Source organism: Psychrobacter sp. WY6 (assembly GCF_018448495.1).
Lineage (GTDB): Bacteria > Pseudomonadota > Gammaproteobacteria > Pseudomonadales > Moraxellaceae > Psychrobacter.
In genome coordinates this window covers 1,310,286-1,334,404 of sequence record NZ_CP049902.1, presented here as the reverse complement: position 1 = coordinate 1,334,404, position 24,119 = coordinate 1,310,286, and the positions used below count along the sequence as shown (strand labels likewise).

Here is a 24,119-nt window from a genome sequence, read left to right as displayed (position 1 = left end):
AACAGAACAAGGACAGTCATTTAGGTAAGTCCTATAAAATACCAGCGGTTTCTAACCATAGTATTTCAAGAAAAATATACTTTGATTGTAATCATACCTGTGTTTGTTTTAGCAAACTTGTACTTTTCGTCCAATGCCCTTATGTTATTATCACGCAGCGATTAGAAAATCCCATTAGCATCAATTTTGAAGACTGTTTTTATTATATTGCTCACTCGTATCTTTAACATCTATATTTAGCAAGGAATAACTCATGGCAACTGACAATACTGCTCCACGTCACGAAAAACTCATTATCCTAGGCTCAGGCCCTGCTGGTTATGCAGCGGCTGTGTATGCAGCACGTGCCAACCTCAAACCTGTCATGGTCACGGGCATGGAAGTAGGTGGACAGTTAACCACCACCACTGAAGTCGATAACTGGCCGGGCGATGCGCATGACTTAACAGGTCCTGCATTGATGGATCGCATGAAAGCCCATGCCGAGCGCTTTGGTACTGAATTGGTTTATGACCATATCAATGAAGTCAATTTAAACGTGCGACCTTTTGAGCTGACGGGTAATAATGGTAGCTACACTTGTGATGCGCTTATTATCTCGACTGGTGCATCAGCACAATATTTAGGACTGGAATCAGAAACCAAATTCCGTGGCCTAGGCGTATCAGCGTGTGCAACTTGTGATGGTTTCTTTTATAAAGACCAAAAAGTTGCCGTCATCGGTGGTGGTAATACTGCTGTTGAAGAAGCCCTATATTTATCAAATATCGCTGCTGAAGTGACCTTGGTGCATCGCCGTGATAGCTTACGCTCTGAAAAAATCCTCCAAGATAAACTGTTTGAAAAAGTCAAAAACGGTAATATTAAAATCGAGTGGAATCATAAAGTCAAAGAAGTCGTCGGCGATGACATGGGCGTCAATGGCGTAATCATCGAATCTATGATTGATGGCAGCACCAAACAGTTAGACGTGTTTGGCATGTTTGTCGCGATTGGTCATAAGCCGAATACAGACTTATTTAAAGGTCAGCTGGATATGAAAGACGGCTATCTTATTGTCAAAAGCGGCTTAGACGGCAATGCCACACAAACCAGCATCGAAGGTGTATTTGCCGCAGGTGATGTCGCAGACCATGTCTATCGTCAAGCAATTACTTCTGCTGGTACGGGTTGTATGGCCGCGCTAGATGCTGAAAAATACTTGGATGCGATTGGCGAAGCCACAGCCGCTGACCATACTTATGCGTCAACATTGACTGCTGATAAAGAAGCCTAAATGGGTAATTTCTCTCAATACAACAATGAGCACATCACGCCTGAGACCTTAAAAAGTCTTGGGCGTTATGACTTTCCTGACCCTTTAACGGTTGATCCTGACGGCATTGGCATCGTCGCTGTCGGAGGAGATTTGGCAGCCGAAACATTAATTTCTGCTTACGCGCAAGGTCTGTTTCCTTGGTTTAATGAAGATGAACCAATTGCATGGTGGTGCCCAGAGCCGCGCTGTGTGATGGTGCCAACCAATTATAAGCCAAGCAAGTCGCTGCGTAAGCAAGCCATCCGCGAGCGTTGGCAATTAACCCTGAATCAAGCTTTTGATGACGTTATTCATGCCTGTAGTTTACCGCGCAGTGATCGCCTCAATAATGAACAGCCCGAGGGCGAACATACTTGGATTCATGAAGAAATGATTGAGGCTTATACCGAACTGCATGCACAAGGATTTGCACATAGCATTGAAGTTTGGAATGATAAAGGGCAACTCATTGGCGGGCTTTATGGTCTAAAAATAGGTAGCATTTACTTTGGCGAATCGATGTTTCATATCGCCTCTAACGCCTCAAAGTTCGCATTTTGGGGTTTAATGCGCTTATGTGAACAAAGCCATGTGGCGCTGGTCGACTGTCAGCTACCAAATGAGCATTTGATGAGCTTGGGTGCAACCACGCTACCGCGTGCTGACTTTTTGACTCAATTGGATCTGTTAACGGCTAATAGCACTGTCAAATGGCAAAATAACTCTCATAAACCACTCGCCGTATCGTTACTTGATACCATAGAACCTTGGCAGCTTATCTTAAAATAAATACGATGACTAAGTGATTGATAGCTTATGTCTGTTTGTTAATCGCTACTTTATTAACTCGTACCTTATCAACTGCTACCTACCGACGAGGTTATCATGGCACCCGACACATCGTTCTTACTGATTGGAACACTGGCAACAAAAGCTCAAACAACCAAAGATACCGTTCGTCATTATGACCAACTGGGCTTGCTAAAATCTCGTAAGCGTCAGGCAGGCTCGCGTTTATATACCGAGTTTCATCCAGAATGTATCGAACGTATTGAGCTAATCAAAAGTGCGCAAGCGATTGGCTTTACACTCACTGAAATCAGAGACAGCTTGAATGATTATTACGATGGTCAATTGGATGTTGATTTACAACTGATGCTTACTCAGCAAAAATTGGCGCAAATACAAAAACAGCAAGCCAATATCAGCCTCATGGTAGAACTATTAAGCGAACGCATCGATGTTCTTGAGCGTATGAAAGTAGATAATGACTATAAACTCAATATTGAAATCTGTAAAAAGAAAATACCCACCCAATAATGATAAAAGTGCCGACCCATCTACTATTCTGCGGGTTTATTTGGCTCCATTCGATACCATTCATTATTCTCGGACGTACAGGCGCTGCATAATCAGGGCATCAATAGCTGGTTGATGGGGAGTTTGGTAATACCCTTTACGCTTATGAATGAGAGCAAATTCTTGCTGCTCATATAAGGCTATCGCAGGCGTATTATCTGCGCGCACCTAATAAAAGGCTCTCCACCTGATGCTTTCTCAATTCTGTATTCAATCTGGCAAAAATTTGTGAGGCAATACCTTGACGTTGATAATCAGGATGAGTGCCAATACGTAAAATCTCCGCTTGTTCAAAAATCACTTGATATAAACAATAGCCTGTCACAGTAGTATTAATTAATATTGTCTTTTTGCTCATAAACGATCAGCAGATGCATGCTATCTTGAGTGATTCCACCAATGTCTGATAGCCCCAAGCATCTTGCGGTTGAACGATGGCTTCAATATCCGCTACTGCTTGCAGCACTTGCTCAAAATCTACACTTTGGGTTGATAAAATCTTTATCATCAACATTATGTATCCTTTTACTATTATTTATACAAACCCAAATACAATAGCACTTACTGTATTTCAAATATTTATCATTATAATATTGATTATGCCGTTATCTGTTTTGTAACCAAAAAAAGCCACCCTTAAACAAGGATGGCTTTTTTTTGACTAACTTACAATCTCATTACTGAGACTGATAGATTAGTTTAGTACGTTAGCAACAACACCAGCGCCTACAGTACGGCCGCCTTCACGAATTGCGAAGCGAAGACCTTTGTCCATAGCGATTGGGTGGATAAGCTCTACGCCCATCTCAACGTTATCACCAGGCATTACCATTTCAGTACCGTCTTGTAATTGGATTGCGCCAGTTACGTCAGTAGTACGGAAGTAGAACTGTGGACGATAGCCGTTTAGGAATGGTGTGTGACGACCACCCTCTTCTTTGCTCAACATATACTTCACGTCAAACTTGGTGTGCGGCGTGATTGAACCTGGCTTAGCGAGTACTTGGCCACGTTGGACGTCTTCACGCTTAGTACCACGTAGTAGTACGCCACAGTTTTCGCCTGCACGACCTTCGTCAAGCAGTTTACGGAACATCTCTACACCAGTACAGGTGGTTTTTTGAGTGTCACGGATACCGACGATTTCGATTTCGTCGCCTACGCGTACGATACCAGATTCAACACGACCTGTTACACAGTACCACGGCCTGAGATTGAGAATACGTCTTCGATTGGCATTAGGAATGCTTTGTCAACGTCACGCTCTGGCTCTGGGATGTAGGTGTCAAGAACGTTAAGAAGTTCTACAACCGCTGGTTGGCCGTACTTTTCTTGTGAGCCTTTTAGGGCTTCAGTCGCTGAACCATGGATGATTGTATCATCACCTGGGAAGTCGTAGTCATTAAGAAGTTCACGAACTTCCATTTCTACGAGTTCTAGCATTCTTCGTCATCAACAACATCACATTTGTTCATGAATACGATGATGTACGGTACGCCAACCTGACGTGAAAGCAAGATGTGCTCACGGGTTTTGTGGCATTGGGCCGTCAGTTGCTGATACGACTAGGATTGCGCCGTCCATTTGAGCGGCACCAGATCATGTTTTTAACATAATCGGCGTGACCTGGGCAATCGACGTGAGCGTAGTGACGTGCTGGGGTGTCATATTCTACTGTGAGTTTGATGGTGATGCCACGTGCTTTTTCTTCTGGTGCTGTGTCAATAGACGCGTAGTCTTTGCTTCGCCCAGAGGTGATTGCTGCTACAGTTGCGATGGCAGCTGTTAGGGTTGTTTTACCGTGGTCAACGTGTCCGATTGTACCGACGTTGACGTGTGGCTTTACGCGTTCAAACTTGGCCTTTGCCATGGGTATTTCCTCTTTTTTTGGTGAATCTTTATCAATCAAAGATCGTGAATAGCTGTTTGACGGCTCATGATGCATACAGAACCATCAAACCGTTGACGCTATGGCTTATCTACTAAAACTGTTTGATCACTTTACGACTGTATATATGTGCTCAGATCATGCATTTCAATGCTGCACACATAGGTTTAAGCATTATACGTATTTTTTAATCTAGTGAACATTGCAGGATATTACATTATCGCTGTTGCACTACTTTATCTTAGTGTAAATCATTAATAATATTGGAGCCTGCCGAACCTAGATACTTTTATCTTAAATAATTTTGTCTTAGATACTTTTAGATAATTACTCATGTATTGATAGCTTGATAAATTGACAGCACTAAAAGGCAACACCTCAGTGTCACCCTTAAATATTATTTGCTACACTGTAATTTATAATTTTCAATATTTGTAATTTCGATATCGACACGAACTGTTTAAAGATGGCAAAGCAAACACAAGAGGTTTAAACAAAATGGAGCTCATATTGAGAATTGAACTCAAGACCTCTCCCTTACCAAGGGAGTGCTCTACCGCTGAGCTATATGAGCATGTTTTTAATAACCACAAAAAACAACTTATGGATTTACTAAAAAAAATATCACGATACAGCAATACTAAAACTGACTGTCGTGATGATTTATTGATAATCTTTGCGATGTTGTATATGGAGCGGGTGGCGGGAATCGAACCCGCGTCATTAGCTTGGAAGGCTAAGGTGTTACCATTATACCACACCCGCAATTACTCTTATTCAAGAGGACTCTAATCGAGAGTCATTAAGTATAAAGAGTATGCTTGGCGCTATGACAAACTTAAAAAAGTATGGTGGTGGGAGAAGGATTCGAACCTTCGAAGCTTTCGCGACAGATTTACAGTCTGTTGGGTTTGACCGCTCCCCAATCCCACCTTAGGTTGCTTTAAACAAAAATGGCTTTAGTTTAAGACAGATTCATAAAAAGCTACTTTAAGAGAGATGGTGCCGACTGCCGGGATCGAACTGGCGACCTACTGATTACAAGTCAGTTGCTCTACCAACTGAGCTAAGTCGGCTTGTTCTCTTAAAGTGGTGGCTATTCTATCAAATTTTTTGAAAGACGCAAGCCCTTTTTTGCCTTTTTTGATTATTTCAATAAAAAATAAACTAATTGATTGTAATGATTTTTTTAAATAAAAAAATAGGCTGTTTTTCCACAATAACCGCATACTGTGTTTTATGACTGGAGTCCCTAGCGAATCCGTAAACCATTACACGCCATCTTTACCGCTTTGACCAACGCCAATGCTTTTTTGTTGGTCTCTTCCCACTCTGCTTCTGGAATAGAATCAGCAACAACCCCAGCACCCGCTTGGATATGAATTTTACCACGGCGCATCACAGCAGTACGAATAGCAATGGCGTTATCCATGTTGCCATGCCAGCCCAGATAACCGACTGAGCCGCCAAATACCGTTCGGCGGACTGGCTCTATCTCGTCAATGATTTGCATTGCGCGTATTTTGGGCGCACCTGATAGCGTACCAGCGGGGAACGTCGCACAAAAAACATCCAACGCATCCTTATTGGGCAATATCGTCCCTTCAACATTAGAAGCAATGTGCATCACTTGCGAATAACGCTCGACAAACATCTTTTCGGTGACTTTGACACTGCCATATTCACAAACGCGGCCAATATCATTACGACCCAAATCGATAAGCATCAAGTGCTCGGCGATCTCTTTTTTATCACTCAGCAGCTCTTCTTCAAGCGCTAAATCTTCCGCTTCATCTTGTCCGCGTCTACGAGTACCCGCCAATGGTCGTACCGTCACTTTACCATTTTCGATACGTGATAATATCTCAGGGGATGCCCCAATAATGTCGAAACGCTTGTGATCATCGAGGGTGTAACCATGTACCAAGAATAAATAAGGCGATGGATTTAAAAATCGTAGGGCACGATAAACTGCTAATGAGTCGCCAGTATAATCGGCCGTCAAACGCTGCGCAGGAACGACTTGCATGACATCGCCTGCTAAAATGTAATCCTTTATTTTATTGACATCATGACAATATTTCTGCGCGCCTGTTTGTGAGGTAAATGTCGGCGTCGGCATTACGGGTGCGCTCAGATTTGGCATTTCTGCCAGTTTTTCTTCAATTTTTTCTAGCTCGCGGATGGCATTGCTATAACCATCTTCAGTGTGACAATCAGCATAAACGATGATAGATAACGTATTTTCTAAACTGTCAAAAACAATCACGCTCATTGATAGCATCAGCCACATATCCGGCATTGTCATCGGATTGGGGGCATTGATAAACCCCGCTTGGCTCGATAACCCTCACCATGTCATAGCCAAAGTAACCTACTAAGCCGCCGCTAAAGCTCGGTAGCGTTGCAATATCCTCGACTGTTGGCATCTTATACTGCGCCATTAGCTGACGAATATAGTCAAACGGGTCAGCGACTGCATCGACATCGGTATGGTCATTTTTTTTGACGGTCATATTACCATCGGCATACTGCAAAATGAGATCACTACCTAAACCAATCATCGAATATCGAGCCCAACGCTCCCCGCCTACGACAGACTCAAATAAATATGCAGAGCCGTTTAAATCACGTACTTTAGAAAATACAGATACTGGTGTCTGTGCATCCATTAGACGTTTTTTTATCAGTGGAGCATGACTAAAGCCACGGTCTTTAAAAGCTTGATATTCTTCAAAGTTCATCATAATAATGCTCTCTTAACAAAACATTGGCAAAAGATAAAACAGCAGACTGTTAAATAAAATATAGCGTCAACACTCTATTGAATGTTGACGCTATCAAAGTGACATATTCGTGAGGGTTGCCGGATTATTAGCCGATAGTAGCTAACAGTTGGCTAACAATTATACCAAAGCCCGCTTGGGTTAGAGCATGTCAAATGCACTGGTCAGTACTTGGTTACGCACCGCCCATGTTAAATAACCACAATGCTAACGCAATAATGATGATGGCAATAAACACCCAAATGAACCAACCACCGCTTGGTTTTTTCTCTGCCTGTCCTGCATTGGCTGGATTACTGATAGCCTGATCCATCGCATTATTACCTTCTGTGCCAAGATCACGAGATTGACCTAGATTGGCAGTGCCAGAAAACTGTGCGGTTGCCGCCTGCTTGGCTCGTAGAATGTCGGGATCTGCTTCTTCTTGTAGAGCAGTTTTAGTCGTTTTGTCATGCTCTGATTCAACTGCTGGCTTTTCATGTACAGCTGACTGCTCTACTAATGACGTATCATGCGCAGGTGCTGTCGATGCCACCTCTGTCGCTGTGACGGCTTCTGGCTGACTTACAGCAGGTTGTGCATCTGCTACAGTTGCAGCAGCGACTGGTGCCGCTTCAGTTGTGTTAGACACGGTATTATCTATAGCCGTTAAAACTTCATCGATGCCCGTTTGTTTCACAATCGGCTCCTGTAAGACTGGTTCAACCGTTTCATTAACACTGGTCTCAGTTACCCCTACTGAGTCTGCTACTCTATCCGAGGCGCTATCAACAGGTACTGTCTTCACATCAGCTGTCACAGGCAGAATAGCTTCGACGCCCGTTTGCTTAACAATCGGCTCTTTTACTACTGATTCATGCACAACAGGTTCACTCACCGTCGAGTTTTCGACAGCCTGTATTTCGGCAGTCGTTTCAGCAGCCACTGTCTCAGTCTCAGCCACTGAACCCTCTACTGCTACGGGCGCTAATACATCAGTATCTGTAGCAGCAAGTGGCGCGTTCACCTGAAAGCTGAAACTGGCAAAGCCAATGGTATCATCTACCTGTAAAAGGCTCGATGTATTACCTTCGATACGCTGCTCGTTGATAAATGTGCCGTTCGATGAGTTTAAATCTTTGACATACAATCGACCATCTAAGATGCTTAACACCGCATGATTACGCGATACTTGCTTGCTACCAAGTACCACGTCATTGTCGCTGCCACGACCAACAGACAGGCTGTCATTGACCGTCAACGTTAGGTCACCAAGCGCTTCTGTTAATGCATTAAGTTGCCAAGTCTCTGTGTCGACTGTCGCCTTCATACTATCTGTATTGTTCGTCATGCGGTAACTCCTTATTCTTTTATTAAATTTCAAATGGTTTTAGATAAATCATTGCCAATTTTTTAAGAGATTTTACGATTTTTTTAATATAAACCGTAATAAGTTATGCAATGACCATCCGAACTATTTAGGTATAAAGTGCGGCTTTATGACACCGTCGAGCTTACTGTACGGAATACTAAGTACAGGCATACCATAAGCATATGGGCCGATAGCATAATGCTGATAACGAATATCGATGCCTTTGTCCGTCAGTGTCGCATTGTCACTTAAGGTAAATGGCCAGTTTTTCTCATAACTGCTGACATCGTCGTCAACCGTTTTAACCCAAGTTTTATAAGCATCATAAGCAAGCGCTTTAAAACGTGATTCCTTGCCTGATTGAAGCATATCCTCAAGCTTGATTTGTTTTTTGGTGCCAAGGTCAAATATCAAGTATTCGCTATAAGGCATGCCATGAGCGCCACCAGTAAAGACATAAGTATTGATTTCAAACAGTTCAAAATCACTGACATGACCCAAATACTCAGGCGTTACCATTAGGCTATAAGCCCATGAACCGCCCTCTGGCATATCTATAAACTGTGAGCTGGCAAAGTCATCAATGGCGGCTTTCACCATTGTCTGATTGACGTTCGTTTTGATAGGCGCAGATTCAGTCGGTTTACTATTGGCGATTATTAATACGCGCATTGGCGATATCATTGATCCAACCGTGATTGGTCTTCAGATATTTGATGTCAATTTCTGGACAATTATCGCGCTCAACACACTGTGCTTGCACTTTTTTAGGCAGCTCATATTCTAGATAATCCGTGCTACTGATGAGATTACCTGCATTTGCAGGCATCGCGATGCTACCTAGCAGTAAACTGCCGGCAAGCAGTCTCAGCAGACGACTACGACTTGCTGTCATCGATAAATGCGGATTCATTGTTGGCTTATTGATATCAATTTGATTCGCAGCGTTCATATATCCTCTTTCATAAACATAAGATGTTACTTGATATTCTACCGTAACAATGACGATGTATTGTAGGAACACTGTTTGTGTTTTTAGGGTTTTGCTGTCTCCTGCTAACGAATAGCTACCTACCCTCTCTCGTTTAATGCCTAAATCTAAGCTAATAAAAAAGACACGGCTGGCGTGTCTTAAAAGATAAACTAACTCATGAAATTGAATTTTAATGCTCACGAGTATTGCTAAAAGTGACTTCTGGATAGCGATCTTGCATCAGCTGCAAGTTGACCCGTGATGGGGCAAGATACGTTAAATAACCACCGCCATCTAGCGACAATTGGTCATGAGCTTTGCGTTTAAATTTCGCTAATGCCACTTCATCATCACAATGAATCCAGCGTACGGTGGCAATCGATATCGGCTCAAAGATACACTGTACTTTGTACTCTTCTTTGAGACGATGCGCGACCACTTCAAACTGTAGTACACCAACCGCACCCAAGATTAAATCGTTATTAATCTGCGGCATAAAGACCTGTGTCGCGCCCTCTTCGCTTAGCTGCTGTAGCCCTTTTTGCAAGGCTTTCGATTTGAGCGGATCTTTTAGAATGACGCGGCGAAACAATTCAGGCGCGAAATGCGGAATACCCGTAAAGTTCAGCTCCTCGCCTTCCGTAAACTGTCACCGATAGAGATGGTGCCGTGATTATGCAAACCGATGATATCACCCGGATACGCTTCTTCTAACGCTTCGCGGTCCCCTGCCAAAAAGGTCAGTGCATCGGCAATACGTACGTCTTTACCCAAACGTACATGCTTTAGCTTCATGCCTTTTTCATACTTGCCTGAACACACGCGTAAGAAGGCAATGCGATCACGATGGCGTGGGTCCATTTGGCCTGAATTTTAAAGACAAAACCACTAAAATCTGTTTCTGTTGCCGCTACTTCACGCTCATTGGTCGGATGCGACTTGGGTGGCGGTGCATATTTGATCAAGGTATCAAGTACCATGTTTACGCCAAAGTTGCCCAATGCTGTACCGAACAATACTGGCGTCATCTCGCCCGCTAAGAACGCCTCAACGCTAAATTCTTCTAACGCCATTTGTACCAACTCAAGTGACTCTTCGAAAGCATCAAACATCAATTGACCCAAACGCTCACGAATGTCCGGATAATCGTAGCCTTCGCGAGTCTCAGAGACTGTCATCTTGCCGCCATTACCTTTTTCATAAAGGTAGGTTTTGTTTTCGGTCAGATGGTAGACACCAACGAAATCTTGTCCCATACCGATAGGCCAAGTCACTGGAATACATTTAATTTTTAACACTGCCTCAATCTCGCTAAGCAACTCAAGCGGCTCACGAATTTGACGATCCAGCTTGTTGACAAATGAGATGATTGGCGTGTCGCGCATGCGGCAGACTTCCATCAGCTTGATGGTTCGCTCTTCGACCCCTTTAGCCCCATCGACCATCATCAGCGCGCTATCGACAGCGGTCAAGGTACGATAGGTATCTTCACTAAAATCGGCGTGACCCGGTGTATCCAATAGGTTGACCACATGGTCTTGATAAGGAAACTGCATGACAGAAGTGGTGATCGAGATACCACGCTCTTGCTCCATACTCATCCAATCTGAGTCGCATGGCGATCAGTTTTGCGGCCTTTGACCTCGCCTACTACCTGAATTGCCTGACCCCATAACAGTAACTTTTCAGTCATGGTGGTCTTACCTGCATCGGGATGCGAGATAATGGCGAAAGTACGGCGTTTAGCCACTTCTTTGTTTAATTTCTTTGGATCTACGCTCATAATTTTTGGCTTCAACCTTAACTTCAAAAAGGCTGTCTTTTAGACAGTAATCTAACTAAATAGAATAAATAATGAGCGTATTGTAGCGGATTTAGCGTCAAGGTGCAGAATTAGCGCATAAAAAAACACTCCCTAGATAGTCAAATAGAGAGTGTTGGTCAGTTTTTTAACATGATAAGTTTTTATGATTAATAGTAACGTTTGATTTGTGCGGCCAAGAAATCTCCTGCGACTTCATTGACTATCGTACAATCCACCACACCGCGAATACTGTTGGTATTCGGATTTATCACACCTTTGGCAACATAATTTGCTTCATAAATAGCATTTTTATCATCCGTGCTATCGTTATATTCGACACCATTGTACTGATAAGCAGGCTGATTCCGGTATTCAAAGAACGTCACTTGTGCCGCTTTTTGCTTATTGCCTATGCCTACACCAAACTCAGAGGTTCTGTAGCCTCTATCATCGCTAAAACGGTTTTCAGCTGCATCAATCCACTTATCGAGCGATGTATATCCCGTCGTTTTTGTCGTTAAAAGCTAAAAACGAGCGTTCGCTCTCAACTACTGGAATATAACAAACAGAGCCTATCGGAAACTCTGCATTAGCCGGAATCTTAGGATAATTATTTAAGTCGGTGAGAATACCGCGACTGTTATTTATGTTTGTACCAGCGCTATAACTGTTTGCCTGCAAGCCTGATAAGTTAAGCGTCTTATAATTGGTTTCGTAGTCTAGCTTGTTATTACTGTCTTTTTCATAGACAGACGTTTGACAGTGCGGTTATCAACTTCAATATTCTTATTATCCAGTCGCCCTTCAAAATTGTCTGATAATACCGTTCTGTCCAAAGTATTCAAACCTTGATTACTATAATTATTAACGATATCTTTTATCTTGATTTCACGCTCACCAGTACGGTAGGTCTCATCGATGCGTGCAATAGCGCTATCTTTCGCTTGCTTATCAGCTATTGTCAAAGCTGGTCAGCAAGGGTAAATGTTAGCAAAGAAAGTGCAATAGGTAACACTATTGATTTATTCATCGAATAAGACCTTTATTGGTTAGATTTTTTATCATCTATTTGATAACTTTATTTTTTACAGCTATATTCCTATATTACATTAATACTTCTGTCACTTATAGCGATTAAGCTTTTCTTGCGATAGTTAAATGCAGCTAAAGATTCTACTAACAGTTCACTTACAAATCCACAGTATATACTTACGACTGACCTATATTGCCCATGCACTGGTTTGTTATGCTGAATCTCCTATCAAAATTTATTGCTTAAACATAAAAACTCACAACAAAGGATATGTTATGAAAACACTATATTCCACCAAAGCAACAGTTACTGGCGGCCGTACAGGTAATGCCAGTCTGCAAGACAGTGATTTGACGATTAATATGGTCGCGCCGGGTTCCAGTAAGGACGGTAATAATCCAGAGCAGTTATTTGCGATGGGCTATGCAGCTTGCTTTGATGGCGCACTTGCTGCGGTCAAAGGGGCAGAAAAAGCAAAGTTTGACTCTACCACTGAAGTATCCGTAGATTTAATGAAAGGTGAAGGCTTAGATTTTCAATTAGCCGTGAAAATTCATGTTACTGCTGAAAACACAGAGCTATCAGCGGATGAGTTCCAAAAGTTGGTCGAAAAAGCCAATAAAGTTTGCCCATATTCTAAAGCGACTCACGGTAATATCGATAGTGAAGTGACTTCAGAAGTGAGATAGATTTTTAACAATAACAATGTCGGCTTTATCTATAAGAGAACTCAGTGAATACTGGGTTCTTTTTTTATGAGCGTCTGTCAGCAGTATAAATATCATAACTATCGAGAAGTTCGGCAAGGTCTGATTTTATCGTTATAATGGAAGCATCGTTTTATCTGATATTGACTCTATCTGATACCTAATAATAAGTGACCTTTATGACTGACCATATGACCGACTCCTCCGTAGACAATAACCACAACTCGCATCAAGCGCTTGACCCTAAAGCCTTACCAAATTTTGATACCATGCCCAACGTAGCGACTATGGACACCAGTCACGTGGACAAAAATCAGCCACCTTTTATTTTGGTTGATGGCTCTTACTATCTGTTTCGCACGTATCACGCCTTGCCAAAAACCATGCAAAACTCGCAAGGGCTGATAACGAATGCCATCCGTGGCACGCTCAATGCGCTACTAAAACTGATGCGTCGATATCATCCTACTCACATGGCGGTCTGTTTTGATACCAAGTCACCCACTTTTCGCCATCATATGTCTGCTGATTATAAGGCGGCGCGTCCGCCCATCGACATAGAGCTGGTGGAGCAAATTCCTTATATCCATCGTTTGGTGACCGCGCTAGGTATCCCTTTATTACGCATCGAAGGTGCAGAAGCAGATGACATTATAGGCACACTGGCGCACCGTGCGGTCGAGCAAGGTCATCATGTGGTTATCTCAACCGGCGATAAAGACATGATGCAACTGGTCAATGACTGCGTCATATTGGAAGACAGCTTCACGGGCAAAGTAACAGACACCCAAGCGGTCATCGAAAAATTCGGTATTAATCCAAACCAAATGATTGATTTTTTAACCTTGATGGGCGACACCTCTGATGGCATCAAAGGCGTGCCCGGCATCGGTAAAAAGACGGCGAAAGACTTACTCGTTGAGTACGGTGATATCGACAATATGTTAAAGCATATTGGCTTTATTAAAGGACGCGGCGCTAAAGGCTTGATTGAGCATGCAGAGGAAATTCCATTCAATGCCAAACTGGCCACTATCGTCACAGACTTAGATATCGGTCAAGACTGGAATGATTTGAAAATCGATACCAATCCTTGTGCCCATATAGATGAATTGCGCGAGCTATATAGCGAGCTTGAGTTTAGAAATGAGCTTGCTTCTCTTGACCACCCAAACCATCCAGCCAATGCTAATGGGAACGGCGCACAAAGTGTTGCAAGTAGCCAAGCAGATGCAGAATCACAAGCACAAATCGCTAAGTCGCTACAATCAAGCAGTATTGAGAATGTCCAAAACGGCAAACAGCATGATAGAGCGTGGCACACCGTTTTAGATGAGCATGCGTTTGACAGTTTGATTGAATTATTAGAGTCTGCGCCGCACTTTGTCATTGATACCGAAACCACTAGCGTCCATTGGCGTCAAGCACAAATCGTCGGTTTGTCTTTTGCGGTACAAGCGCATGAAGCCTATTACATACCACTGACACATGCGCTAGAGGGTGACGAGCTGACGGCTAAACAGCTCGACCGTGATACCGTTTTAACACGTCTAAAACCTATTTTAGAAAACCCAAATATCGGTAAAATCGGTCAGCATTTAAAATACGATGCGCATATTCTCAGCCATTATGATATCGATTTATTGGGTAGCATTCATTCTCGTCCCAATAACTGGGCAATGGATACCATGCTTGCCAGCTACGTGATTAATGCCGCTATCACTCGTCATGGCATGGATGATTTGGCACGCCATTATCTACAAACGCAAACCATCAGCTATGAAGACGTTGCTGGTAAAGGCGCTAAGCAAGTCACCTTTGACCAAGTCGCCATCGATATCGCTAGCGACTATGCTTGTGAAGATGCTGACATTACTTATCAGCTATTTGAGGTATTCAGCGTTGAGCTGGCGAACGATGCCAATAATGCCAAATTGCTACACGAGCTAGAGATTCCAACGGCGGAGATACTCTGCCAGATGGAAGCAAACGGTATCTTAATCAAACGTCCATTTTTAAATGAGCTATCAAAGCGCTTCGACGAAGAAGTTATCGCGCTTGAAAAACAGGCTTATGAAATCTCTGGTGAAGAATTTAACTTAGGCTCACCTAAGCAGCTCGGCGAAATGTTATTTGAGAAACTCGGCGTTCCGGGCGGCAAAAAAACCAAATCCGGTCAATACTCTACTGGTGAAGCGGTATTATCAAAAATAGATCACCCATTGGTCGATATCACCTTAGAATATCGCGGTCTATCTAAGCTCAAAAGCACTTATACCGATGCGCTTGATAATGTCGCAGATTCTGAGACTGACCGCGTACATACCAGCTATCATCAAGCATTGACCAGTACTGGGCGTTTGTCTTCGACTGATCCCAATTTACAAAACATTCCGATTCGTACCGCGACTGGTCGCTTGATTCGCCAAGCCTTTATCGCACCAGAAGGTCGCGTTATTTTGGCGGCGGATTATTCACAAATTGAATTGCGTCTCATGGCACACTTTTCAGGAGACAAAACCCTCACGAATGCCTTTAACGAAGGGTTAGATATTCACGCTGCGACTGCTGCTGAAGTACTTGGCAAGGATGTTGCCGACGTAACCTCGACCGAGCGCCGTAATGCCAAAGCCATTAATTTTGGTTTGCTATACGGCATGAGCGCCTTTGGACTTGCCAAGCAACTACAAATGAGCCGCAATGAGGCACAAGATTATATCGATATGTATTTTGATCGCTATCCGGGTGTCAAAAACTATATGATCAATACTCGCGCCAGTGCTCATGAGCAAGGCTATGTCGAGACGATATTGGGTCGTAAGCTTTACACGCCTGATATCACTCATAGCAACCGCATGGTCAAACAAGGCGCTGAACGTGCTGCGATTAACGCGCCACTACAAGGCTCAGCGGCTGATTTAATTAAGCTGGCTATGATTGCCGTCGATAAAGTACTGCCAAAAGCGCACGCCAAAATGCTGCTACAAGTCCATGATGAACTGGTGTTTGAAGTGGATAGTGACAAGGTAGATGAGATTAGCCAACTCATTACCAATGCAATGCAAGACGTCTTAACGACCACTGCCGTTGAAAAAGGCTGGAATGTGGACTTTGCTGTGCCATTATTGGTTGAGACGGGTGCGGGCGAGAACTGGGATGAGGCGCATTAAGCGTTTTTTAGAATAAAACAGCTCAAGACCTAACGTTTTTATTTTATAGGATATGGGCTGTTCTTTAGATTGCCCATATCATACCCAATCGATAGTATCTAATTCGTAGGAGCTGACGTTGATGACTAAGGATTCCGTTATCAAACAATTATCGACCACACTCATCCTAGCTTTTAGCTTGTCTTTAAGCAATTACGTAATAGCATGCGGATTATTGCCAGGATATAAGTTGTCGAAGGGAGTAAGTTGGGGTGAGCTATGTGACTTCAATGAAGGTTTAGCAAGTGCTCAGAAAGATGGGAAATATGGTTTTATTGATAAACAAGCCAATATCATCGTTCCATTCAGTTATAACTTTACTGCTGAGTTTTCTGATGGACTCGCCATCGTTAAAAAAAATGAACATCATGGATACATCAACAAAAAAAACCAAGTCATTATTCCGATAATATATGATGATGTCAGACCTTTTTCTGAAGGTAAGGCGGCTGTTGAATACGAGGGTAAATGGGGTGTTATTAATGATACTGGCGAACTTACTATTCCATATCAGTTTGACGAAATCAGGTATTTCTCAGAAGGACTAGCACCTGTAAGAAAGGATGAACTGTGGGGTTATATTAATAGCAGTGGAAAGACTGTTGTACCCTTAAACTATCTGAATGCTGATTCATTTCATAATGGCTTGGCAGTCGTGGCAAAAGAGAATGGTTATGGCATGATAAATAAAGATAATAAAATAATCGTCCCTACGGAGTATGACATGCCTATTTTCATTGATAATTATTACATAGATACTTTTAAGTTTTTGAAAGGCAATAATTTTTATTATTTTGATTCAAATGGTGATCGCTTAGCTGTTAGCAGCTATCTTGACACGATGCCTGAAGTGATACTCGATAGACAAAGATAAATACAGTAACCGCTAAAGATAATAAGAATTTTTCATCTTAACTTTTATCATCTGGCAAGTTAAACATCTGTGTCTGCTCGTTGAACTCTACAATAAAGCTATCTGTACCTTTATCCAGACTAGAGGGTATTGGCTCGTAGTTGTTATCATAAAGACCGTGTTCGTAATTGACAGTGACTTTTAAGGGATAAAAGCCTTGAGTCATAACCCCACCTGTATTGATACTAACATCACTTTCAGCTTCACCATATGACGGTTTACTCATAAGCTCATACGAATAATCTAAATCCAATCTTGCCACTTCTTCGACTTTACCACTTGTCATAGCAGCGTACATACTCCAAGAACAATTGGTTTGACCACCTGCACCGGAGCCACAAAACTTACCTACCCAACCGTACCTATCAGCACCCACTTCTCTTAAATCAAAATCTTTGAGCTGACTTCTACCCGCTCCGCCATTTTTTATAAGGACTGCTTGCAGAGACGACCCAAGAATTGCCTAATTTATAAAGTATGAATAATCCGCCAAGTCCTGGTGTCACTCGTGCACCATCTTCCACCGTATCACCAGAAACCAATACATATAAAGTATCTACTCCCTCGATGTTTTTAAATTCATAATGCTTAGGAGCAAGGCAATAGATTTCTGAGCCGTCATCATATAAGGTACAACCACGCAACTTATCATAGCTTGAACTGTAATAAACACTCATAATTTTTTCAACAGCTTGCCTAGCATCAAGAGATATTTCAGCATGTGCTGAAGGCAAGACCATCAGAAACAAGCTTACAATGATTAAAACTTTCATATAATAGCGCCTCTATATGTGTGCTTAACGACTTATGGCATAATACTTTTGTTTGTCCTTTTTAGCTACCCAAAGTAATTGAAGCTCTCCATGATTAAACCAGCAAATTTCAACACCATTACCCTTTACACACTTGCCAGCTTAAGTTTATGCACGCAAGCATGGGCGGATACTACGTCTACCACAGAGCCGAAAGTCGAACCGCTAAAATCTGACACGGCTTCGTTATCTCATGATGCTAACTCTAATCGAGATGAAAACCTCAATCAATTTGGCTATCGACCTCAACCTACCGAAACATCTGCCGAGCAGTCTGCTCGATCAGTACAAGGAGCACAAAACTGGACGGACGAGCGCCGTGAAGAGGTCCAAGAACAGCTGCATGAATGGGCACAAAAAATGGACGGTTGGTTCGGCGAACCAGATCCCAAAAAACCTGCCAAAGCCAGTTTACGAGTTGTACTAGATACCCGCTGGGTCAACGATCCACAATCAGGCAGTGACGTGAGCGTTGAACCTAGGATTCGCGGCCGCTTACGATTGCCAGTATTAGAAAAAAGATTGAGCCTGATTATCGGTGATGAGGATTTGGATGAAGATACTTTCTTAAAACAGAATGTGACGGGCGATACTTACCAAGCAAATACCAGTAACCAAGACGGACTCGTCAACAGAAGAAAAACGCGAGAAGACAATGGTTCTATCGCCCTTCGTTGGTCACGTTTTAGTCATGAGGTTGAGCAGCAGTTAGGGGTCAAAACAGATATCGATGTCGGGGTTCGCTCGCTCGATGACTTATACGTAAAAGTGAGCGTCGATAAAGACTGGTATGACAGCAAAAAATGGACTGTCACTAGTGATAGTTACTATCGTTATGGACTCGATAGTGAGCACTATGCAAAAGGCGGGCTAAATCTGCAATATGGTACAAATGCTGACCAGTTCATCAATAATCGCACCGCCATCCGTTATCGCAATCAAGACAATGAAGAAAGCACAGACTGGAGCAACGACCTCAGACAAGTACACTACTTGGGCAATGAAAAACAGTTGGCTTATGGTGTCTCTACTGGCGGTTACTTTGACCATGCTAAATCAACATTAAACAGCTATGGCCCTGCTATAAGCTACCGCCAACCTGTCTGGCGAGAGTGGCTTTATGTACAAACAGAGCTAAATTATTACAATGATAAAACAGCGGATAAGGACCATTACCCGTCAGCATTATTACGGATGGAAGCGTTATTTTAACCCTACTATCTATTGAATTGGTTGTATCATCATAGGTATACATAGCCGATAGCAATGTGCACAACAAAGAGCATTTGTTTGCTTGTATTAACAATGACATATGACTCATTAGTTATATTAAATAACGTTATAGCGCTGACATTGGCGTTATAATAGCGGCTTATTGCGTTATATGTCATTGGATAATGTTCGGTCTAAAGTGAGCCTTTGTGCTCACTTTTTTTATTTTAAAAAATCAGGAGGTTTTTATTTTGAGTTCAGATGGCATCATCGAAATCCCTGGCATTATTTTTTATTCGCCTGTCTGCTACGTTGCGTGCAGTGTTTACTACAGCGCTCTGCCACAAATACGTTTAAACAGATTCGAGCTTTTTGGTTGGCAGCGGTGCTGGTATTCTTTGCTGTGATACGCCGTGAGTTAAATTATCTACCAGACTTATTGGTTCCCGCTGATTTTGTGTTGTTCAGCCATTCTTATGACTGGTGGGAAGACCTCATCCTGACCATCGTTTATGTGCTGATCGTTGGTTTATTGGCTTATTCATGGCGTTATCTTTGGGCAATATTAAAAAAAGTACCCGTTTCTTTGTATTTTAGCGTCGCTGCCTTGGCATTATTAGAATATATGGGCGAAAACGCCATTATGATTCCCGAAGCTTTTGGCGTCATTACAGAAGAGCTATCAGAGACTGCTATTTATGGCATTGCCTTGATTTATTTGTGGCGCTTAAACTTAAACGAGTACGACTGTCAAGCAGAAGAGACGAGCGAGCTGCATTGTCAAACGGCTTCACACTAACGCAGAGTGTCTCTGCTAACAGTGATAACTACTCGTTATATTAATCACCATGCGCTCTACATCAATAGTTATACTCTCTAGCAAAATACATTTAGACGAATTTGTTATACTATAGTCGGTTCAATTTAAAAACAGTACAAAGCAACCGAGTGTAGATGTATATTTAATACTTCAAGCGAGGCTAACGCAGTAATATTATTATAGTGGAATGACTATAATAATAAGTCCGAGGGATAAGCATCCTAATATACGACCTCGATTTACTCATGATTAATAACGATTAAGTCACTTATTATGAATATATTGATTACAGGCGCATCACGTGGTATCGGCTTGGCCACCGCCAAAAGGCTGGCGGAAAAAGGTCATCATATTGGGTTATTTGCGACCAATACTGCCACACTTGAAAGCGCCATTAAAGACAAATCTTTTAAGAAAGCCGTCAAACAACAGCGTGTTATCACAGGTCAGCTGGATGTCAACCAGCCTGATTCGTGGGACAATGCGATCAAGCAAATGATTGAACATTTCGGTGGTATTGATGCACTCATTAATAATGCTGGGGTGCTGGTCAGTGGCGCATTGCCAACGACCAATCTAGATGAGCAATTGGCTTTAATTGACGTCAACTGTAAAGGTGTTTTGATTGGCTGTCATAAACTGGCACCTTATCTAGCTGATAGCAAAGACGGCAAAATTATCAATGTGTCCTCTGCTTCTGCTATCTATGGTCAACCCGAAGTTGCGACTTATGCGGCCAGTAAGTTTTTTGTGCGAGGTCTCACAGAAGGCCTTAATATTGAGTACGAAAAATTGGGTATCAAGGTGATCGATGTGATGCCGCTGTGGGTCAAATCTGACATGACTGCCGATATCGAAGTGACCAGTATGGATCGCTTGGGCATCCATCTAACGGTCAACGATGTCGCCAAAACATTGTGTAAATTGACGACCAGTCCCAATCGTAAACTCAAAAGTACGCATTACTCTGTGGGCATGCCAGCAAAAATCTTTCAAGCAGTCTCGCAAGTCACGCCAGATTCTGTAATCCGCTGGGTCAATACCAAGGTTGGTGCTTAATAACAACATCGCCTATTCGTTATACTGTTGTTTACCGATAACGCTTTTTTAATATAAAACCACACTTACGGCTGCTCAATATGAGTAGCCGTTTTGCTTGCCTCACGAATTTTTATAGCTTGCTCGGCAGTTTTGCCAGTAAAAATATTGTTTTTAATAATGGTGTTTTTTATTGCCCCTGCTGCGCTGTCCTCCCGAATCTCAGAACCGACATGAATGGGCAAACGCACGTTCGCTGCAAACTTATTGTCAGCTATTAGCGTGCCGTCACCCTCCACGACAATGCCCTGCGCTACTTGCTCAAAACGATTATCAATGATCTGATTGTCCTTAGCACTGTCTAAATGATAGCTGGCAAATGGCGTTTGCTTCAGCAAATAAGCACCGCATTCAAAACCTTTGAGATTGCGCGACTGCCTTGACGCCACCCAAACCCCGACTGGCTCATCGTTAAAAGTATTGCCACGAATCATATTGTCACGGCTTGACTCGGTACGCTTAAAATGATTACCACGCGCCTGATCATCGGCATGCTCAAAGCAATTGCGATACAGCAAAATACTGCCTGCCCCATTATGGATAAACTGGTTATTCTCGATACGGTTATTGCTCGACGAATCCACGGCAATGGCCTCACGATTGGGCTTAAAGGTACGGAAACCATTACCGACAAACACCGAATTTTGAATCACATTATCGCGGCTACCAAATTCCAGATATAACCCAACGGTGCCTGCGTTTTGAATACGTATTTTATCAAAGCTCACTCCATGCACATGATCGCCGACGAATATGCCACTATTGATACTGTTTTGACTACTCACATTAATCACACGAATATCGCTTGGTGCAAGCGCACGATTGGCAGCAGGGTCTATCAAGCCGCGCGCATAACGCTGGTTGGGCTGGCTATATTGGCGAATATGTAGCGCATGACCATAGCCATCCACATGACAATTGGCAACGGTAATATCTTCGATAGCGCTATCTGTTTTGGGCTTAATCATAATTGCGCTGGCCGTTGACGCATCATCAGCGCGAGTACTGAGTAGTGCGCCCTGACAGTCGAGAGAGCTGTGCGAATCATTCAACTCAAAGCGTATCGACTTGGCTGTCAAATCACAGCTTGCACTGAGTACGCTGTGACCTTTTACCTTAACTATTTGCTTCGGCGTTAATTGTGCGCAGTCTATGGCTGTCGTGGCTTTTGGCAGTTTGGCATCAATCACAAGCGGCGGCTTTGCTATGCCTTCATCCAGTCCTACATCATTGCTGGCAAACGTTAAACGTTCACATGCGATAAGACCTAGCGCACTGCTTATCAAGGTTGCAGTCAGTAGTAATTTATTAGGAGATAACATATAGAGTCTTCTCATTTTATAAAGTCTTATTATTTTATTAGGAGGGGTACTAATTTTACTGACCGTCTTACATTTTTTGAACATCCTGTGACACCTTACTACTATTAGCAAGCGTCATAACACGTCACAATGTTTTTAATAAAATCACAATGCTTTTAATAAATAAATCTTAATAAATAAATCAGTCACATCCATTAATAATAACTATCAATAATGAGGAAAACTATGATGGACAATTCAAAAAGCCCATTACCAGAAGCAATGGATCACATTGAAGGTGATACGGACGTCAATAATAACAGCCAAGAAATTGATTTGGCTGACCCTATGTTGCATACCATTGATAATGATGATGTCATTGACAATAGCGCAGGATTTGACAACTCGCAAGCCGGCAGTGATGCGATTCAAGGGCTGACACCCATGCATCATCAAAATATAGACGAATCGCGAATCGATGAAGTACTAGTGGACGATAATTTGGATGACAGCGATTATCCAGATATTGTCGATATCGCTGATAGAGACGCGGCGGAACGTAGTAATGATGACGATTTTTAACCACGCTCTTTCATGATAAAAAAGCTCTCTCATAACAAAAAAGCACGCCCGTTATATCGAGCGTGCTTTTTTATTGTGCTTACCGTACTTCTGATATCAGGGTCTGTTGAGCAACCAACTATAGCGCTGACAATGGCTGATCTGTCCAAACATCTCGGTAACTGGTGTAGTAGGTAATCATACCTATTGGAAGCAGTGCTAGCATACCTAGCCCTAGTGTAAAAACTACCATCAATATCATTATTATAGGAGCAATCAACCAAAAAACGAAAAATGGTAAGATATTTTTTAAACACCCTTTAAAACTCATTTTCATTGCCTGAACAGGCTCAATGTTGTGAAGCACAATTAAAGCAGGTGCAAACCAGATAGCCATAAGTACAGGAAATAATAGTACAAAAACCAATAAAACACTCAATACCATACCTGCAATCGCAACGTCACTTGACTCCTGAGCTAAAGACAAAGCCATACCACCGAATATAATCAGCATAGGTATCATTGCAACAATAACAGCCACTAAATACAAGACGAATAAAATAACTAATGGCTTGAGATGCGTATAAAAGGCTGAAAAAAGATGGTCAAATCTCAGCTCGTTACCTACAGCTTGATCGGCACAACCTTTTATTATTCCACCAACAAACACAAAGGAAAGAAAAGGGAAGATGAAATTTACCACGGGTACGCTACTACCAATCATAGCAATGATTAAATAAACAACACCAATAGCTAACCATAATAAAAATTGATCTTTAAATATTGCAAATGCTTTGGTAATCCAACTTATACCCCACCCTGCTTGGCACATTCGAGGTTCTACCAATAACTGCGGTAATAGGCCGCCATACTCGTCAGTGGGCGGTAAATTCGGTGGTTGACTATCGGGTTTTTGTAGAGACACAGAAGGTTGTGAATAATTGGAGCTGGACATTTTTATCCTCAAAAAAAAAGTTAAGCAAACGTGAAACTAA

21 protein-coding genes, 4 tRNA genes and 3 pseudogenes are annotated in these 24,119 nt (G+C 42.4%); 10 read left to right on the top strand and 18 right to left on the bottom strand.

The window, feature by feature from the left end; all coding sequences use genetic code 11:
- The first annotated feature begins 253 nt into the window (after positions 1-253).
- From trxB to G7Y90_RS06640, 3 genes are all read left to right on the top strand, one after another.
- Complete coding sequence (gene trxB, locus G7Y90_RS06650) at positions 254-1,276, top strand: thioredoxin-disulfide reductase (RefSeq protein WP_045456114.1); 1,023 nt, start codon at positions 254-256, stop codon at positions 1,274-1,276.
- Positions 1,277-2,086: a leucyl/phenylalanyl-tRNA--protein transferase gene (gene aat, locus G7Y90_RS06645; RefSeq protein WP_250163726.1), complete on the top strand. Its 810-nt coding sequence runs from the start codon at positions 1,277-1,279 to the stop codon at positions 2,084-2,086. It begins immediately after the preceding gene.
- Positions 2,087-2,182: 96 nt separating this feature from the next.
- Positions 2,183-2,617, top strand: a complete 435-nt coding sequence (locus G7Y90_RS06640) for a MerR family transcriptional regulator (RefSeq protein ID WP_045447676.1) — start codon at positions 2,183-2,185, stop codon at positions 2,615-2,617.
- 193 nt (positions 2,618-2,810) lie between these two features.
- Here G7Y90_RS06640 and G7Y90_RS06635 read toward each other — a convergent pair whose 3' ends face one another.
- The 14 genes and pseudogenes from G7Y90_RS06635 to G7Y90_RS06560 all read right to left on the bottom strand — a co-directional run bounded on the left by G7Y90_RS06635 (position 2,811) and on the right by G7Y90_RS06560 (position 12,423).
- Positions 2,811-3,014 carry a GNAT family N-acetyltransferase gene (locus G7Y90_RS06635; RefSeq protein ID WP_250163725.1) on the bottom strand — a complete coding sequence of 68 codons (204 nt, stop codon included), beginning with the start codon at positions 3,012-3,014 and terminating at the stop codon, positions 2,811-2,813.
- A 6-nt stretch (positions 3,015-3,020) separates the two neighbouring features.
- The gene (locus G7Y90_RS06630) at positions 3,021-3,164 is read right to left on the bottom strand and encodes a hypothetical protein (protein ID WP_250163724.1); all 144 of its coding nucleotides are present in this window, start codon (positions 3,162-3,164) and stop codon (positions 3,021-3,023) included.
- Positions 3,165-3,350: 186 nt separating this feature from the next.
- Positions 3,351-4,526: pseudogene (gene tuf / locus G7Y90_RS06625) on the bottom strand (elongation factor Tu).
- A gap of 517 nt (positions 4,527-5,043) precedes the next feature.
- Positions 5,044-5,118, bottom strand: a tRNA-Thr gene (locus G7Y90_RS06620).
- 117 nt (positions 5,119-5,235) lie between these two features.
- A tRNA-Gly gene (locus tag G7Y90_RS06615) sits at positions 5,236-5,309 on the bottom strand.
- An 84-nt stretch (positions 5,310-5,393) separates the two neighbouring features.
- Positions 5,394-5,477 (bottom strand) — tRNA-Tyr (locus tag G7Y90_RS06610).
- Between the two features lie 67 nt (positions 5,478-5,544).
- Positions 5,545-5,620, bottom strand: a tRNA-Thr gene (locus G7Y90_RS06605).
- A 176-nt stretch (positions 5,621-5,796) separates the two neighbouring features.
- A pseudogene (gene trpE / locus G7Y90_RS06600) lies at positions 5,797-7,291 on the bottom strand (anthranilate synthase component I).
- A gap of 214 nt (positions 7,292-7,505) precedes the next feature.
- A complete protein-coding gene (locus G7Y90_RS06595; protein WP_250163723.1) occupies positions 7,506-8,660 on the bottom strand; it encodes an FHA domain-containing protein in 1,155 nt (384 codons plus the stop codon).
- 123 nt (positions 8,661-8,783) lie between these two features.
- Positions 8,784-9,353, bottom strand: coding sequence for an RsiV family protein (locus tag G7Y90_RS06590; RefSeq protein WP_250163722.1), 570 nt, complete (start codon positions 9,351-9,353; stop codon positions 8,784-8,786).
- Positions 9,328-9,633 carry a hypothetical protein gene (locus G7Y90_RS06585; protein WP_250163721.1) on the bottom strand — a complete coding sequence of 102 codons (306 nt, stop codon included), beginning with the start codon at positions 9,631-9,633 and terminating at the stop codon, positions 9,328-9,330. Before G7Y90_RS06585 ends, G7Y90_RS06590 begins: the two co-directional genes overlap by 26 nt.
- 211 nt (positions 9,634-9,844) lie before the next feature.
- Positions 9,845-11,437: pseudogene (locus G7Y90_RS17780) on the bottom strand (peptide chain release factor 3).
- Between the two features lie 188 nt (positions 11,438-11,625).
- The gene (locus G7Y90_RS06565) at positions 11,626-11,844 is read right to left on the bottom strand and encodes a hypothetical protein (RefSeq protein ID WP_250163718.1); all 219 of its coding nucleotides are present in this window, start codon (positions 11,842-11,844) and stop codon (positions 11,626-11,628) included.
- 333 nt (positions 11,845-12,177) lie between these two features.
- A complete protein-coding gene (locus G7Y90_RS06560) occupies positions 12,178-12,423 on the bottom strand; it encodes a hypothetical protein (protein ID WP_250163717.1) in 246 nt (81 codons plus the stop codon).
- A 343-nt stretch (positions 12,424-12,766) separates the two neighbouring features.
- Here G7Y90_RS06560 and G7Y90_RS06555 point away from each other — a divergent pair, with 343 nt between their 5' ends.
- The 3 genes from G7Y90_RS06555 (at position 12,767) to G7Y90_RS06545 (ending at position 17,281) form a co-directional block, all read left to right on the top strand.
- Positions 12,767-13,180 (top strand): organic hydroperoxide resistance protein, encoded by a 414-nt coding sequence (locus tag G7Y90_RS06555; RefSeq protein ID WP_060490459.1) that lies wholly within the window; start codon positions 12,767-12,769, stop codon positions 13,178-13,180.
- A 197-nt stretch (positions 13,181-13,377) separates the two neighbouring features.
- Positions 13,378-16,368: a DNA polymerase I gene (gene polA, locus G7Y90_RS06550; RefSeq protein ID WP_414707428.1), complete on the top strand. Its 2,991-nt coding sequence runs from the start codon at positions 13,378-13,380 to the stop codon at positions 16,366-16,368.
- A gap of 121 nt (positions 16,369-16,489) precedes the next feature.
- Entirely contained in the window at positions 16,490-17,281 is a 792-nt protein-coding gene (locus tag G7Y90_RS06545) for a WG repeat-containing protein (RefSeq protein ID WP_250163716.1), read from the top strand.
- 37 nt (positions 17,282-17,318) lie between these two features.
- Here the strand turns inward: G7Y90_RS06545 and G7Y90_RS06540 are convergent, their stop codons facing one another.
- Positions 17,319-17,696, bottom strand: coding sequence for a hypothetical protein (locus G7Y90_RS06540; protein WP_250163715.1), 378 nt, complete (start codon positions 17,694-17,696; stop codon positions 17,319-17,321).
- A 31-nt stretch (positions 17,697-17,727) separates the two neighbouring features.
- The gene (locus G7Y90_RS06535; protein ID WP_250163714.1) at positions 17,728-18,093 is read right to left on the bottom strand and encodes a hypothetical protein; all 366 of its coding nucleotides are present in this window, start codon (positions 18,091-18,093) and stop codon (positions 17,728-17,730) included.
- 90 nt (positions 18,094-18,183) lie between these two features.
- On the opposite strand from G7Y90_RS06535, the gene G7Y90_RS06530 reads away from it, so the two are divergent.
- The 3 genes from G7Y90_RS06530 (at position 18,184) to G7Y90_RS06520 (ending at position 21,223) form a co-directional block, all read left to right on the top strand.
- Positions 18,184-19,344: a hypothetical protein gene (locus G7Y90_RS06530; protein WP_250163713.1), complete on the top strand. Its 1,161-nt coding sequence runs from the start codon at positions 18,184-18,186 to the stop codon at positions 19,342-19,344.
- A gap of 316 nt (positions 19,345-19,660) precedes the next feature.
- Positions 19,661-20,143 carry a hypothetical protein gene (locus tag G7Y90_RS06525; RefSeq protein ID WP_250163712.1) on the top strand — a complete coding sequence of 161 codons (483 nt, stop codon included), beginning with the start codon at positions 19,661-19,663 and terminating at the stop codon, positions 20,141-20,143.
- A gap of 294 nt (positions 20,144-20,437) precedes the next feature.
- Entirely contained in the window at positions 20,438-21,223 is a 786-nt protein-coding gene (locus G7Y90_RS06520) for an SDR family NAD(P)-dependent oxidoreductase (RefSeq protein ID WP_198329684.1), read from the top strand.
- 65 nt (positions 21,224-21,288) lie between these two features.
- Here the strand turns inward: G7Y90_RS06520 and G7Y90_RS06515 are convergent, their stop codons facing one another.
- Entirely contained in the window at positions 21,289-22,584 is a 1,296-nt protein-coding gene (locus G7Y90_RS06515) for a right-handed parallel beta-helix repeat-containing protein (protein ID WP_250163711.1), read from the bottom strand.
- Between the two features lie 225 nt (positions 22,585-22,809).
- Between G7Y90_RS06515 and G7Y90_RS06510 the strand changes: the two genes are divergently transcribed.
- Positions 22,810-23,145 carry a hypothetical protein gene (locus tag G7Y90_RS06510; RefSeq protein ID WP_250163710.1) on the top strand — a complete coding sequence of 112 codons (336 nt, stop codon included), beginning with the start codon at positions 22,810-22,812 and terminating at the stop codon, positions 23,143-23,145.
- Between the two features lie 118 nt (positions 23,146-23,263).
- Here the strand turns inward: G7Y90_RS06510 and G7Y90_RS06505 are convergent, their stop codons facing one another.
- The gene (locus G7Y90_RS06505; RefSeq protein WP_250163709.1) at positions 23,264-24,079 is read right to left on the bottom strand and encodes a BPSS1780 family membrane protein; all 816 of its coding nucleotides are present in this window, start codon (positions 24,077-24,079) and stop codon (positions 23,264-23,266) included.
- Positions 24,080-24,119: the final 40 nt, after the last annotated feature.